Origin of the sequence: Microbispora sp. ATCC PTA-5024 (assembly GCF_000511135.2) — a bacterium.
Lineage (GTDB): Bacteria > Actinomycetota > Actinomycetes > Streptosporangiales > Streptosporangiaceae > Microbispora > Microbispora corallina.
Map to the genome: position 1 here is coordinate 568,105 of NZ_KI866525.1, position 14,255 is coordinate 582,359.

10 protein-coding genes and 1 pseudogene are annotated in these 14,255 nt (G+C 72.0%); 6 read left to right on the forward strand and 5 right to left on the reverse strand.

Annotated elements, in window-relative coordinates; genetic code table 11:
- Positions 1-104: 104 nt before the first annotated feature.
- The gene (hemE, locus tag MPTA5024_RS28560) at positions 105-1,142 is read right to left on the reverse strand and encodes a uroporphyrinogen decarboxylase (RefSeq protein WP_036330202.1); all 1,038 of its coding nucleotides are present in this window, start codon (positions 1,140-1,142) and stop codon (positions 105-107) included.
- A gap of 538 nt (positions 1,143-1,680) precedes the next feature.
- Here hemE and MPTA5024_RS28565 point away from each other — a divergent pair.
- From MPTA5024_RS28565 to MPTA5024_RS28575, 3 genes are read left to right on the forward strand one after another with little or no spacing between them, the layout of a single operon-like run.
- Complete coding sequence (locus MPTA5024_RS28565; RefSeq protein ID WP_036330204.1) at positions 1,681-2,277, forward strand: DUF3000 domain-containing protein; 597 nt, start codon at positions 1,681-1,683, stop codon at positions 2,275-2,277.
- 3 nt (positions 2,278-2,280) lie between these two features.
- Positions 2,281-3,504: an HRDC domain-containing protein gene (locus MPTA5024_RS28570; RefSeq protein WP_036330206.1), complete on the forward strand. Its 1,224-nt coding sequence runs from the start codon at positions 2,281-2,283 to the stop codon at positions 3,502-3,504.
- Between the two features lies 1 nt (position 3,505).
- A complete protein-coding gene (locus tag MPTA5024_RS28575) occupies positions 3,506-3,907 on the forward strand; it encodes a VOC family protein (RefSeq protein WP_036330207.1) in 402 nt (133 codons plus the stop codon).
- 178 nt (positions 3,908-4,085) lie between these two features.
- Here MPTA5024_RS28575 and MPTA5024_RS28580 read toward each other — a convergent pair whose 3' ends face one another.
- Positions 4,086-6,527, reverse strand: a complete 2,442-nt coding sequence (locus MPTA5024_RS28580; RefSeq protein WP_157099773.1) for a hypothetical protein — start codon at positions 6,525-6,527, stop codon at positions 4,086-4,088.
- A gap of 241 nt (positions 6,528-6,768) precedes the next feature.
- On the opposite strand from MPTA5024_RS28580, the gene MPTA5024_RS28585 reads away from it, so the two are divergent.
- Positions 6,769-7,953, forward strand: coding sequence for a thiolase family protein (locus MPTA5024_RS28585; protein ID WP_036330209.1), 1,185 nt, complete (start codon positions 6,769-6,771; stop codon positions 7,951-7,953).
- Positions 7,950-10,055, forward strand: coding sequence for a 3-hydroxyacyl-CoA dehydrogenase NAD-binding domain-containing protein (locus MPTA5024_RS28590; protein WP_036330211.1), 2,106 nt, complete (start codon positions 7,950-7,952; stop codon positions 10,053-10,055). Before MPTA5024_RS28585 ends, MPTA5024_RS28590 begins: the two co-directional genes overlap by 4 nt.
- A 109-nt stretch (positions 10,056-10,164) precedes the next feature.
- Here MPTA5024_RS28590 and MPTA5024_RS28595 read toward each other — a convergent pair whose 3' ends face one another.
- From MPTA5024_RS28595 to MPTA5024_RS43890, 3 genes and pseudogenes are all read right to left on the reverse strand, one after another.
- Positions 10,165-12,309, reverse strand: coding sequence for an alpha/beta hydrolase (locus MPTA5024_RS28595; RefSeq protein ID WP_036330213.1), 2,145 nt, complete (start codon positions 12,307-12,309; stop codon positions 10,165-10,167).
- Positions 12,310-12,960: 651 nt separating this feature from the next.
- Positions 12,961-13,398, reverse strand: coding sequence for a TetR-like C-terminal domain-containing protein (locus MPTA5024_RS28600; RefSeq protein WP_232326713.1), 438 nt, complete (start codon positions 13,396-13,398; stop codon positions 12,961-12,963).
- 9 nt (positions 13,399-13,407) lie between these two features.
- Positions 13,408-13,623 (reverse strand): annotated as a pseudogene (locus tag MPTA5024_RS43890) (TetR/AcrR family transcriptional regulator); the annotation flags it as partial.
- A 53-nt stretch (positions 13,624-13,676) separates the two neighbouring features.
- Between MPTA5024_RS43890 and MPTA5024_RS28605 the strand changes: the two are divergent.
- A complete protein-coding gene (locus tag MPTA5024_RS28605; RefSeq protein WP_157099774.1) occupies positions 13,677-14,117 on the forward strand; it encodes a hypothetical protein in 441 nt (146 codons plus the stop codon).
- Positions 14,118-14,255: the final 138 nt, after the last annotated feature.

The window sequence follows — 14,255 nt, forward strand, 5'->3', positions numbered from 1 at the left end:
GGGGCGGGCCGGACTCCCCGGAGGAGCCCCCGCCGGCCGCCTGACCCCGCCGGTCAGGGCCGGGCTCCCCGCAGGAACCCTGCCCGCCGCGCGGCCCGGGTGGGTCAGCGCGCGGACGCCTCGTGGACGAGGTCGGTGAGCCGGGCGAGCTGGTCGGGGTCGGTCGAGGGGAGCACACCGTGGCCGAGGTTGAACACGTGCCCCTCGGCCACCCGGCCGCGCTCCAGCACCTCGCGGGCGCGCTCCTCGACGACCTCCCAGGGGGCGAGCAGCACGGCCGGGTCGAGGTTGCCCTGCAGGGCCTTCCCCGCGCCCACCCGCAGGGCGGCCTCGTCGAGGGGTACCCGCCAGTCGACGCCGACCACGTCGGCGCCGGCCTCGCCCATGACGCCGAGGAGCTCGCCCGTGCCGACGCCGAAGTGGATCCGCGGCACGCCGAGGTCGGCGAGCCCGGCGAAGATCTTGGCGGTGTGGGGCAGGACGTACGTCCGGTAGTCCTGCGGCGCGACGGCCCCGACCCAGGAGTCGAACAGCTGGACGGCCGAGGCGCCGGCCTCCGCCTGCACCCGCAGGAACGCCAGCGTGATCGCGCCGAGGCGGTCCATGAGCTCGTGCCACAGCTCCGGGTCGCCGTACATCATGGCCTTGGTGCGGTCGTGGTTCTTCGACGGCCCGCCCTCGATCAGGTACGACGCCAGCGTGAAGGGCCCGCCGGCGAACCCGACCAGCGGCGTCCCCCCGAGCTCCTTGAGCAGGGCCTCCACGGACTCCGTGACGTACGGCACGTCGCCGGGCTCCAGCGGCCGCAGGACCTCGGCCCCCGCGCGGTCGCGGATCGGGGTGGCGACGACGGGGCCGACGCCCGGCTTGATGTCGAGGTCGACGCCGATCGCCTTGAGCGGGACGACGATGTCGCTGAAGAAGACGGCCGCGTCGACGCCGTACCGGCGGACGGGCTGCATGGTGATCTCGACGACCAGGTCCGGCGTCGCGCAGGCGGTGAGCATCTCGACGCCCTCGCGGGCCCGCCGGTACTCGGGCAGCGAACGGCCCGCCTGGCGCATGTACCAGACCGGGGTGTGCGGGACGGGCTCGCGCCGGCAGGCGCGGACGAAGACGGAGTCGGCCAGCTGGGGATTCACCCTCCCAGCGTGCCATGCCGGGACACCCCCCGGCACCACGCGCCGACCTGGAGTCCCTGAATCGAGCGGGCACCGCCCTCGTGTCGGTATGGTGAATCCCTCCCCTTCGTGTGAGTGTTCTCACAGCTCGGCAATGCGTTCGCCAATCGGCGTCCCGGCATCGATTCCAATGCCACTTTCGAGACACGCCGAGCGCGTTGCGGGGAAATGTCGGCGGGACGTGCCAACGTCGGATCAGTCCCGAGCTACCGACACGACCGTGGATCCGACGAGAGGCCCCGGAGCGATGACTTCGATGTGGAGTTCCCCCGAACGCCGCACTGAGCTCGAACGCCGCGCCGCGCAGCGCGCCGGCGGCGCCGAGCGCGGCTTCGCGCAGCCGTCCCGTCCGGGCGGCCGCGACGACGGTCCGGGATGGGCGCGCGTGGACCGCGGATCAGCCCCGCTGTCTGTGACGGCCACGGCTTGACGACCACCCATGCCCCCCACAGCCATCCCCCTGCTTCGTGCCATCCCGAATCCGACCTACGCTTCGGTCATGACCCTCGGTGAGCCGCCCGCCCCTCCCGCCGCCTTCCGGCGCGCGCTGGAGACGCTGCGCCCCGCCGAGGTGCGGCCGGAGATCGAGCTCGAGGACATTCCGGCGCCCCAGCGCCTCGCCCCCTACTCGGGCGCGGTCGGGGCCTCGGTCTACCGCGACGACGACGAGCTCGCGGTCGGCCGCCTGATCATGCTGTTCGACCCGGACGGCCAGCGCGGCTGGGAGGGGCCGTTCCGCCTGGTCGCCTACGTCAGGGCCGACATGGAGCCGGAGATCACCACGGACCCGCTGCTCGGGCCGGTCGCGTGGAGCTGGCTCACCGAGGCCCTCGACGCGCACGGCGCGACGTACGCTGCCGTGGGGGGCACCGTCACCCGTGCGGTGTCGGAGGGCTTCGGCGACAAGGCCGACGACCCCGTCACCACCGAACTGGAGCTGCGCGCGTCCTGGTCCCCGCTGGACGAGGACCTGACGGCCCACGTGGCGGCCTGGTGCGACCTCATGTGCCTGGCGGCGGGCATCCCGCCGCTGCCCCCGGACGTCGCGGCGCTGCACCCGCGCCCCGCCCGCCGAGAAGATCCGAAAGTCCCGTAGCCCGTGACAGAACCCGAAGTCAAGCCGCTTTTGGAGCCGCGCGAGGGTATACCGGCAGTCATCGAGGACCCGGCGGAGCTCGCGACCGCCGTCGAGGCCTTCGCCCGGGGCGCCGGGCCCGTCGCCGTGGACGCGGAGCGCGCCTCCGGCTACCGCTACAGCGGCCGCGCCTACCTCGTCCAGCTGCGGCGGGCGGGGTCGGGCACCGCGCTCGTCGACCCGGTCGCCTGCCCCGATCTGACCGCGCTCGACGCCGCCCTCGACGGAGCCGAGGTCGTGCTGCACGCCGCCAACCAGGACCTGCCGTGCCTGGCGGAGCTGGGCTTCCGGCCGCGCCGGCTGTTCGACACCGAGCTGGCCGGACGGCTCCTGGGGTACGAGCGGGTCGGGCTCGGCACGATGGTCGAGGTGGTCCTCGGGCTGCGGCTGGAGAAGGGCCATTCGGCCGCCGACTGGTCGACCCGGCCGCTGCCGGAGGCCTGGCTGCGCTACGCGGCGCTCGACGTCGAGGTGCTGGTGGAGCTGCGCGACGTCCTCCACGAGGAGCTGGCCGCCAGCGGGAAGCTCGAGTGGGCCATGGAGGAGTTCGCCGCGATCCTGGCCGCCCCGGCGCTGCCGCCGCGGAACGACCCCTGGCGGCGCACCTCCGGCATCCACCGGGTGCGGACGCTGCGGGGGCTCGCCATCGTGCGGGAGCTGTGGACGCTGCGCGACGAGATCGCGCGGGAGGCCGACCTCGCCCCGGGCCGGGTGCTGCCCGACGCCGCGATCGTGCAGGCCGCGCTCGACCAGCCGCGCACCACGAAGGCGCTCACCGAGATCGCCTCGTTCACCGGCCGCAGCGCCCGCCGGCACCTGCGCGACTGGCTCGCCGCGGTGAACAGGGCGCGCACGATGCCGGAGGCGGCGCTGCCGCAGCCGGTGGGGCCGGGCGACGGCCCTCCCCCGGCCAACCGGTGGGCCGACCGCGACCCGGCCGCCGCCAAACGGCTGTCCGCGGCCCGCGCCGTCGTCGCCGCGCTCGCCGACGAGCACCGCATGCCGACCGAGAACCTGGTCCAGCCCGACGCCGTACGGCGGCTCACCTGGGAGCCCCCGGCCGAGATCACCGAGGAGACGGTCGCCACGCGGCTGCGCGCCCTCGGCGCCCGCGAGTGGCAGATCGGGCTGACCGCCCACCCGCTGGCCAAGGCCCTCGAACGGCTCGAGATCAAGGGAGAGGTCTGAGGTGGCCGATCAGGGGTACGGCCCGGACGTCGTCTCGCCCTTCGGGTACGGCCTCCACCACGTCCAGCTCGCGATCCCGCCCGGCTCCGAGGACGCCTGCCGGGCCTTCTACGTCGGCGTCCTCGGCCTGACCGAGATCCGCAAGCCCCCCGAGCTGGCCGCCCGCGGCGGCCTGTGGGTGCGGGCCGACACGCTGGAGATCCACCTCGGCGTGGAGGAGGACTTCCGCCCGGCCCGCAAGGCCCACCCGGGCATCCGCGTCGGCGACCTCGACGCCCTCGCGGCACGCCTGGAGGCGGACGGCGCCGAGGTCGCCTGGGATCCGCACTTCCCGGGCCACCGCCGCTTCTACGCCCACGACAACGTCGGCAACCGGCTCGAATTCCTCTCCCCGACGACCTGACCGGCGCGTACGACCAGTCCTCCACCGCTACGTGAGCCCTTCCGCGTCCTGCCGGTGACGGGACGGATGGAGCAGGCAGAAGCTCCTGGACGTACGCGACCGGCAGCGGTCGGCGTACGTCCAGGAGCCTCCTTTCCCGGCAGGGTGTCTCTACCGCGCGGCCATGGGCCGCTCGTGATCAGACCGCGTCGTCGTCGGTCACGACGAGCCGGGCGAAGCCGTTCCCGATCGTCGCGTTGACCGGCACCGAGGCGACCACCTGGTAGGACTGCGGCGCGGACGCCACCGCGGCGTCGCCGTTGACGGGCACCTGGAAGGTCGCCTGCGGCGACCCGGCCGGGATGACGACCTCCTGCGCCGCCGAGGCGACCACCGGGGAGCCCCCGGTCGCGATCGTCTGGATCTGGACCGTCACCGGCGTGGCGCTCTTCTTCGACAGCCGCACCGTCATCGTGGCCGTGCCCGGGCCGTCGCCCTCGTCCACCGTGGCGCCCTCCACCGACACCTGCGGCAGCCTGTCGGTGCGGGCCTCACCCGCGGCCTCCGTGGTGAACGCGACGTCGGCGAGGTAGACCGCGCCCGTCTCAGTCGCACCCGAGATCCGGATCTCGCTGATCTGCTGCGGCTTGACGCCGGTGAGCGAGCTCAGCGGGACGCGCACCGTGCGCAGCCAGGTCTTGGGCAGCGGCGAGGCCGTGCCGGGGAACGCCGTGAGCGCGTCGCTGACCTCGGACACCTTGACCGTGCGGGACGCGCCGTGCTTGTCGACGATCTCGACCGCGAGGTCCACGTCGCCGGTCGCCGTCTCGTCCCTCGCGGTGCGGAAGGTGAGCGCGTCGTAGCGGGAGACGTTCTGGTCCCGCTTGTCGAGCGGCACCGTCACCGTGCCCGTGGGGTCGCTCCAGGAGAACCGCAGCACCGGTGTCGAGGCGACGTTGTTCGCGTACGTCGCGGGCGTCCAGGACGGCGCCTGAGATGTGGTCAGCGTGGAGGCGCACGACGGCAGGCCGCTCTGCGGCGAGCGGTCGAGCATTCCGGCGCAGACGACCGCGACGGCCGAGCCGGTGACCCGCGTGGACGGCGCGAGCGACGTGAAGGAGGCCACGTCGAAGCGCTTGCCGGCGGGCGCCTGGGCGACTGCGTGCACGACGGCCCGCCCGGCGGAGGCGGTGGTGCCGCCGCTGCCGTCGAACAGCGGCAGCAGGCCCTGCTCGCCGCCCTGGACCAGGCGGAAGAACCCCGCGATGTACGCGGTGCCGACGGCGTACTGCTCGGCGGCGGTCAGCCGCGACGGCGCGGTGCCGCCGCAGACCGGGTCGTTGCGGTTGGACCAGTCGTCGGACGCGGGCGCGTGCGCCACCCCCGGGGTCCACTCGGTGTTGAAGAAGTTGTGGTCGGCGCCCATGACCATCAGCGAGGAGCGGAAGGCCGGGTCGTCGTCCTCGGCGTATCGCGAGTCGTCGTAGAAGTGCTGGCCCTGCTGGTTGGAGACGTCCCCGTCGCAGTAGGGCAGGATGACGGCCATCGGCGTGCCGGGCAGGGTCGCCCGTGCGAAGTCCGTGGGCGCGAGCGGGAGCACCGCCTTGATCCCGTACGGCTTGGCCCGGCCCGCGTTCATCAGCGCGGCCTTGACGACGCCCTCGCCTCCGCGCGAGTGGCCCATCAGGCCGACGTCGGCCATGTCGAGGCGGCCCTTGAACAGGCTCACGAGCTTCGCGTCGCCCACGCCCCGGTCGGCGTCCGCGAGCAGGTCGAGGTGCCGCATGACGACCTCGCCCCGGGCCAGCGCGCCCCGGTCCTCGCTGTAGGGGTTGTCGGCGGCGTTGACGCCGTTGGCGCTGACCGACACGACGACGTATCCGTGGCTCGCGAGCACGTCCGCGGGGCCGTCGTAGCCCTGGTAGCTGGCGATGGGCTGCTGCCCCGCCGGGCAGGGCCACTGGGTGTTGGACGTCGTCCAGGCCGTCGGGTTGTAGCAGGCCGAGTGGCGGCCGTGCAGGAAGACGACCAGCGGGCGCTTGCCGCGGGCGCCGTCCGGCAGGTAGACCTTCGCCCGGATCTCGGCCGGGCGGCCGCCGAGCCCCTCCAGGGCGATGGCGGTGTCGCCGAGGTCGTACTCGTCGTGGGTCACGGCGTACGGACCGGGAGTGGCGGGGTCGACCGGCGCGGGATCCGGCTTACCGGGCTTACCGGGCTTGCCGGGCGGATCGGCGGGCGGATTGCCGGGCTTGGGCGCGGTCCTGCCGGCGGCCGCCGCGGCGGCCTCAGGGGCCTCGCCGTTCCAGGCCACGCCGACGGACGACGCCGTGGCGACGGCGGGGTCGGGGGTGACGAGGGTCAGCGTCATGCCGTCGGGCGACTCCTCGGCCGGGCCGAGCGAGCGGCCGTCCGCCGCGAGCTCGGGGACGGCGTCGCGGACCGGCAGCGGCTCGTTCAGGTGGAGGGTGACCCGGTGGCCGCCGCCGACGGGTTCGACGGTCCAGGCGCCGTCCTCGCCGGACGAGCCGATCGAGCCGGGCGGGGCGGCGTACGCGGGTCCCGCGAGAAGGGGGGTGGACAGGGTCGCGGCCGTGACGGCCGCGGCGAGCGCCTTGGTCCAGGCGCGCACAGGGGAGGGCATGAAGTTCTTTCTCCGAGTGCAATGCCCCAAGAAATCCGCTGGCGAGAGCTAGAGGAGTGATTCTTGGGATTTGAGGTGTTGCATCCCGAATGAGATCGTCACCGGGAACATGTACTGATTCCTCCCAGTTGCCGCCCTGTTAACGATCACTCACAAGCGCGGCGGGCCCACTGATCCCAGGACCGGTTACCGACCAGTAGCATAGAGAGCCGGAAGCTACCGACAAGTAGGAGCGAACCCCGTGCCTGCGTCCCGTGAAGTCGTCTTCGTCGACGGCGTTCGGACGCCTTTCGGCAAGTCGGGCCCGAAGGGCCTGTACGCCGAGACGCGTGCCGACGACCTGGTAGTCCGCGTCATCCGCGAGCTGATGCGGCGCAACCCCGGCCTCCCCCCGGAGCGGGTGGACGAGGTGGCCGTCGCGGCCACCACCCAGATCGGCGACCAGGGCCTGACCATCGGCAGGTCCGCGGCGGTGCTCGCCGGTCTGCCGAAGTCGGTCCCCGGCTACGCGATCGACCGCATGTGCGCGGGTGCGATGACCGCCGTGACGACGGTCGCGAGCGGCATCGCGTTCGGCGCCTACGACGTGGCCATCGCCGGCGGCGTCGAGCACATGGGCCGCCACCCGATGGGCGAGGGCGTCGACCCCAACCCGCGGTTCCTGTCCGAGCGGCTCGTGGACGGATCCGCCCTCGTGATGGGCATGACGGCCGAGAACCTGCACGACCGCTACCCCACGATCACCAAGGAGCGGGCGGACGCGTTCGCCGTGGCCTCCCAGGAGAAGGTCGCCAAGGCGTACGCGGACGGCAGGATCCAGCGCGACCTGGTGCCGGTGGCCACCCGGAAGGCGGCCGAGGGCTGGGGGCTCGCCACCGCCGACGAGGCGCCTCGCCCGGGCACCACGCTGGAGGGCCTGCGGACGCTCAAGACGCCGTTCCGCGCCCACGGCCGGGTCACGGCGGGCAACGCCTCCGGCATCAACGACGGCGCGACCGGCTGCATCGTGGCCGCCGAGGACGTGGCCCGGGAGCTGGGCCTGACCCCGCGCATGCGGCTGGTCTCCTACGCCTTCGCCGGGGTGGACCCCGAGGTCATGGGCGTCGGTCCGATCCCGTCGACCGAGCGGGCCCTGCGCCTGGCCGGGCTGACGATCGGCGACATCGGCCTGTTCGAGATCAACGAGGCCTTCGCGGTGCAGGTGCTCGCGTTCCTCGAGCACTTCGGCATCGCCGACGACGACCCCCGGGTGAACCCCTACGGCGGCGCGATCGCGTTCGGCCACCCCCTCGCCTCGTCGGGCGTGCGCCTGATGACCCAGCTGTCGAGGGAGTTCGCCGAGCACCCGGACGTCCGGTACGGGATCACCACGATGTGCGTCGGCATGGGCATGGGCGGCACCGTCATCTGGGAGAACCTCGCATGAGCAACGTCGCGAACTGGAAGTCCGTCCTCGCGGGCGCGAACACCGACGAGGTCGTCACCAGGGCCCTCGTCCGGGACGTCGAGCTGCCCTACGGCGCGGGCACGATGGCCCTCATCACGCTCGACAACGGGCACGACCACACGAAGCCCAACACGTTCGGCCCGCACGGCCTGCTGGCGCTGGACGAGGCGCTCGACGGGATCGCGGCCCGCACCGACGTCGCCGCCGTGGGCGTGACGGGCAAGCCGTTCATCTTCGCCGTGGGGGCCGACCTCAAGGGCGCGGCCGCCGTGTCGTCCCGCGAGGAGGCCACGGCCATCGGCGCCCTCGGCCACCACGTGTTCCGGCGACTCGGCGAGCTGCCGGTGCCGTCGTTCGCGTTCGTGAACGGCGCGGCGATGGGCGGCGGCCTGGAGATCGCGCTGCACTGCGCGTACCGCACGATCTCGTCGGGCGTGCCGGCCGTCGCGCTGCCGGAGTGCTTCCTCGGGCTGGTCCCCGGATGGGGCGGCACCCAGCTGCTCCCCCGGCTGATCGGGCCGGAGAAGGCCCTGCGGCTCATCGTCGAGAACCCGCTGTCGCAGAACCGCATGATCAAGGGCCCCGACGCGTACGAGCTGGGCGTCGCGGACGCGATGTTCGAGCCGGCCGACTTCCTGGAGGAGTCGCTGCGCTGGGCGGCGCGGGTGCTGCGCGGCGAGGTGGCGGTGGAGCGCCGGGCCCATGTGGAGGACGACTGGACGCCCGCGATCGAGCAGGCGCGCGCGCTCGTCGACCTGAAGCTGCGCGGGGCCTCCCCCGCGCCGTACCGGGCGCTGGATCTCGTGGCGCTGGCCCGCACGGCGTCGCGGGACGAGGGCTTCGCGGCGGAGGACGAGGCCCTGGCCGGCCTGCTGATGGGCGACGAGCTGCGGGCCGGGCTGTACGCCTTCGACCTGGTGCAGCGCCGGGCCAAGCGGCCGGCGGGGGCGCCGGACAAGGCGCTGGCCCGCCCGGTCACCAAGGTCGGCGTCGTCGGCGCCGGGCTCATGGCCTCCCAGCTCGCGCTGCTGTTCGCGCGCCGCCTGGAGGTCCCCGTCGTGCTGACCGACCTCGACCAGGCCCGCGTCGACAAGGGCGTGGGCTACGTGCACGGCGAGGTCGGCAAGCTTCTCGCCAAGGGCCGCGTCACCGCCGACCAGGCCAACCGGCTGAAGGGCCTCGTGACGGGGTCGCTGACGAAGGACGCGTTCGCCGACGCGGACTTCGTGATCGAGGCCGTGTTCGAGGACATGGGCGTCAAGCAGAAGGTCTTCGCCGAGGTCGAGGAGTTCGTCTCCCCGGCCTGCGTGCTGGCCACCAACACCTCCTCGCTGTCGGTCACCGAGATGGCGTCCGGGCTCCGGCACCCCGAGCGGGTCGTCGGCTTCCACTTCTTCAACCCGGTCGCCGTGCTGCCGCTGCTGGAGATCGTCCGGGGTGAGGCCACCGACGACGCGACGCTGGCGACGGCCTTCGCGGTCGGCCGGACGCTCAAGAAGTCGTCCGTGCTCGTGAAGGACGCGCCCGCGTTCGTCGTCAACCGCCTGCTGACCCGCTTCATGGGCGAGGTCACGGCCGCCGCCGACGAGGGCACCCCGCTGGAGGTGGCCGACCACGCGCTCGACGGGCTCGGCCTGCCGATGACGCCGTTCGCGCTGCTGCAGCTCGTCGGCCCGGCCGTGGCGCTGCACGTGGCCGAGACCATGCACGCGGCGTTCCCGGGCAGGTTCGGCGTGTCGGAGAACCTGGCCAAACTGGTCGCGGCCGGCAAGCCGGGGCTCTACGGCCCCGACTTCCAGATCGACCCCGAGGCGCGGGCCCTGTTCGAGGGCGGCACGCGTCCCTCCACTGGCGAGGAGGTCCGGCTGCGCGCGCTGCGGGCGCTGGCCCAGGAGATCCGGCTCATGCTCGACGAGGGCGTGGTCGCCGCGCCCCAGGACATCGACCTGTGCATGATCCTGGGCGCCGGGTGGCCGTTCCACACCGGCGGCATCACGCCGTACCTCGACCGGACCGGCATCGCCGAGGAGGTGACCGGCTCCCGCTTCCTGGCGCCCGGCGTGGCCTCCGTACCGGCCTGACGCACCGGCTCGCCCGTGCGCGGGCGATCGGGCTCGTCCGGATCGTCGACGAGCCCGATCGCCCACGCGGTACGGCCGGTACGGGGCGGGATGCGGCGCGAGCCCCGGGTCAGCGCTTGAACAGACGCGGCGCCAGGTCGATGAGGTTCTTCTGCCACACGTCCCAGCCGTGCGGTCCGGGGGTGACCCCGTCGAACTCGTAGTGGATGCCGAGGCCGTCCAAGGTGGGCAGACTCGCCATGAAGAACGGCTGCACGAAGTCGGTCTGGTCGCCGACATACAGGCGCAGCATCTTCGTCCCCTTGTTGATCGCCGCCGCGTCGACGCCGTCGCCGCTGCCGAACCAGGCCGAGAACGCCGCGACGTAGGCGAACCTCCCGGGGTACGCCTTGAGCAGCCCGAGCGTCTGCACACCGCCCATCGAGAGGCCGGCGAGGGCCTGCCGCGACGGGTCGCCGGAGACGTTGTAGCGGGCGCGCGCCGCCGGAACGATGTTGTCCAGCAGTTCCCTGTTGAAGTCGGACACGTTGCCGTTGCCCATCACGACCACCATCGGCACCAGGTCCCCGTCGAGGGACTCGTGGTCGAGGATCTGCTTGGCGCGTCCCATCTCCACCCAGTCCGTGTAGCTTTGGCCGCTGCCGTGCTGGAGGTAGAGGACGGGATACGGCTCCGCGCGGCCGGCGTCGTAGCCGGGCGGGGTCCACACCAGCGCGGTCCGGTCCTCGTTCGCCACCGTGCTCCGGTACGTCAGGCTCTCGACCTTTCCGCCCTGGCCGGCGGGAACGTCCGAGAGCAGGCGCGACCTCTCGCCCGGGATGAAGAAGGAGCTCCAGGTCGGCTCGGAGGTCACCTTCGTCGGGTTCGACGTGTCCTTGACCGAGACCCCGTCCACGATCCACTGGTAGTAGTAGAACCACGGGTCCAGCGGACCCACGGTCACCCGCCACCGGTCGCCGTCACGGGACATCGGGACGCGCAGCCAGCTCCCGCCGGGCGCGTCGTTCGCCCACACCGTGACGTGCCCGGCGTCCGTGAGGTCCGTCGTGGTCTCGAAGGTGACGAAGCCGTCCTTCACGAACGGCGTCGGGGTGGTGCCCGCCGGCGGCGGGGCGAACTCGCCCTTCAGCGGCCCGTGACCGGCGCTCGGACCGTGATCCGGCACGTCGCGGAACAGCCTCGGCACGAAGTCGATCAGATTCTCCTGCCAGGCGTTCCAGTTCCCTCCCGCGCCGGGGTTGACCCCGTCGAACTCGTACCTGACCCCGGCGCGCTTCAGCGCCCTCGTGAGGCGGACGGTCGCGTTGTACGCGGGATCGGTCACGTTTCCGGTGTACAGACGCAGAAGCTTGACGCCTTTGGGGTTCATCCGGTCCACGCCGTCCAGCAGACCCGAGAAGGAGCCGGCGTAGGCGAACCGGCCCGGCGTGGTCAGCGCGGCCCGCAGCGCCCGCGTCCCGCCCTCGGCCGCACCGGCGATCGCCTGGTGCGCCGGGTCACGGTGGACGCGGTAGTGGTCCGCGGCCGCCTTCCGGAGGTGCTGCAGGTCCTTGTCGTCATCCGGCCCGTCGCCGATCACGACCACCATCGGCTCCATGGTGCCCTGGACCGACAGGTTGTCGAGGATCTGCCGGGTCCGGCCGAGGTCGAGCCAGTCGGTGGCGCTCCCGCCGGACTGGAGGAACAGCACCGGGTAGGTCTTCGGGCCCTTTGCCGTGTATCCCGGCGGGGTCCACACCAGCGCCGACCGCTCCTTTTGCCCGGTCCGGTAGGTCAGGGTTCCGACCGTGCCGCCCTGCCCCTGGGGCACGTCCGCCAGCAGGCGCGCCGAGCCGACGAGGAAGGTGCTCCACAGGGGCTTGGACGCCACGCGGGCGCTGTTCGTCGGATCCTTGAGACCCTTGGTGACGTCGCCCGTGACCTGGTAGGAGTACAGCCCCGGCTTGAGCGGGCCGAGGGCACCCCACCAGACGTCGCCCCGGCGCGTCAGGCCGTACTCCGCCCAGGCGAATGAGGGGCCGAAGTTCCCCTCGACCATCACCTCCGACACCGGGCCCACCGCTGCCTCGATGGAGGCCGCCGGGATGCTGATCGACACGTAGCCGTCGTCCGAAACCACCAGCCACGGCGTGTCCGCCGCCGCCGGCCGGGGCGCGACCAGGACCGCCGCGACCGCCATGACTCCAGCGGTGATCACCGCGGAGAGCCGGCGCAACCCCGTGGGGCGCACACCGCCGTGATGGAATAACGTCATACCGAAACTCCCCTAATGGTCGGCAGCGGTCGATCCGACAAACAGATCTGACTCCGTCGGCGGAAAGCGCCATGGATACCGCGCCTGGACCACCGTCGCCACGGGCGCATTCACTCTCATTTACCCGCGAGCGTTAGAGCCGCGATTTCACGAGTCAAGGTACTTGATACATTTTGGAAACACAAGCCCGTTTCGGTTTCGCGGCAGGCCGGCCGTACGCCCGGAAAGGAGGCGGCCGAATCGTGGCGAACGGCCTGGATGACGCGATTCCGCCGGCGCGGGCTCAGAGGCATGCCGCCATGAGAGCAGGGCGGACAAAGCGCCGGCGGGCGCACGGGCGGCCTCGCTCCTGTCCACTTTCCAGTGACGGGCGCGTGATGCCCGGCGCATGACGCGAACGGCGATGGAGCGCTCTCCACGCGGCGACATGACCGGCGAGGTTTACCGGGTAACCGTTTCCGGTGCTCGACCGGCCTCTCTTTCATACGTGTATCGGCAGCTCATTCGGGGAAACCGTTCACGGAAAAGTTTCGGCGATTCGGCCACACGGTCGTTTCAAGATCGTTCGTAGCCGAGGTCGCGATGTGAACGGCCTGGTGAAGTTGTGGCGGGCGCCGTCTGGCCTGGTGTGGCTTCGGTGTTGGGGCCTGGTCATGTCATTGCTGGATCGTCGTCACCGGAGGGGAGCAGGCCGGCTCGTGCGGCATTGAGTGCGATGCGTACGGCAGTGTCGGCGACTGCTGGGGTCACAGCCTCGGCGGTGACGAGGAGGCGCAGGTAGATTGGGGCGATCACCGCTTTGATGAGTTCAGCCGGATCCGTGCCGACAGGTAGCTGTCCTCGGGCGATCGCGGCGTGGACCAGCGGCTCCGCGCGACTGAAGCGGTCCGCGAACAGGCGATGCTTGGCCTGTGTCACCTGGGGGAGCCGGCCTGCGTCTGACCATAGGATCGCCAGGGCGGCCTGACCCGTCGGCTCGTTCAACCATTGAACCAGCAACCGTGCGAAATGGCGCAGATCGGCGTCGATGTCCTGGGTGTCTTCCAGTGGCAGGCTCGTCGCGGCCATGTCGATCAGGGCGTCCGTCACCAGAGCCTCGCGGTCCCTCCATCGCCGGTAGAGCGTGGTCTTGTGTACTCCAGACCGGTGCGCGACCTTCTCTATAGTCAGCGCGGTGTAACCACTGTGCGCGAGTTCGGCGAGCGTGGCACTGAGGACCGCGGCGCGAACCTTCGCGCCGCGGCCCCGGAGCGGACCTGGGGATGAGGGCCCAATTGCTACTGGAAGTTGCGTTACATCACTCGTATCCGGCATACTCACAGCCTAACGCAACACGAAGTTGCGATAGATGGAGAGGCTGAGCGATCATGATTGATGGCGCCCGCATTCTGCGCAACGTCTCCCGCCGTTTGGTGATCGAGCTTGCCGTGGTCGTGCTGCTGGCCGGCTTCCCGATCGACTTCCCGCGCGACGTGTCGGCAGGGCGCGCCTGGTCGTTCCTGTTCCGCCACCCGTCGATACTGATCCACGCGGTGATCGGCGCCCTAGCCCTGACCGAAGCCGTGATCTTCGTGGTGCGTACGACGTCAGCTCGCCGGCCCCGGCTCCTGATTCTCTCCTGCCTCGGCCTGTTCTTCGTGCTGGTGGCCTTCGGGGCCGGAACCGAATACGTCAGCGGCGGACAACACGATCTCGCGCTCAACCTCATGACCCTGGGCTGGGTGGCCGCACTGGTCGTGTACATCGTCGGCTGGGTACTCGGCCGACGCGGCATGCGGGCCGAGCGGCCTCGCGTCGCCGGCCAGTGACGCATCTACGGCAGGCTCCGCTCCAGCCGGCGCCGCCCTGTGTCCCACCCGACCCCGTACCGCCGGCACGTCCGCGACCCACCCGGCCACCGCCGAACTCGGCTACGGCCGGCGAACCGCCGTCCGGTCAAGGTGGAT

What these genes read in the sequence shown, in the direction of transcription:
- MPTA5024_RS28565 (WP_036330204.1), top strand. Translation starts at nt 1,681, where the DNA reads ATGACCCTCGGTGAGCCGCCCGCCCCTCCCGCCGCCTTCCGGCGCGCG.
- MPTA5024_RS28580 (WP_157099773.1), bottom strand. Translation starts at nt 6,527, where the DNA reads ATGCCCTCCCCTGTGCGCGCCTGGACCAAGGCGCTCGCCGCGGCCGTC.
- MPTA5024_RS28590 (WP_036330211.1), top strand. Translation starts at nt 7,950, where the DNA reads ATGAGCAACGTCGCGAACTGGAAGTCCGTCCTCGCGGGCGCGAACACC.
- MPTA5024_RS28595 (WP_036330213.1), bottom strand. Translation starts at nt 12,309, where the DNA reads ATGACGTTATTCCATCACGGCGGTGTGCGCCCCACGGGGTTGCGCCGG.
- MPTA5024_RS28605 (WP_157099774.1), top strand. Translation starts at nt 13,677, where the DNA reads ATGATTGATGGCGCCCGCATTCTGCGCAACGTCTCCCGCCGTTTGGTG.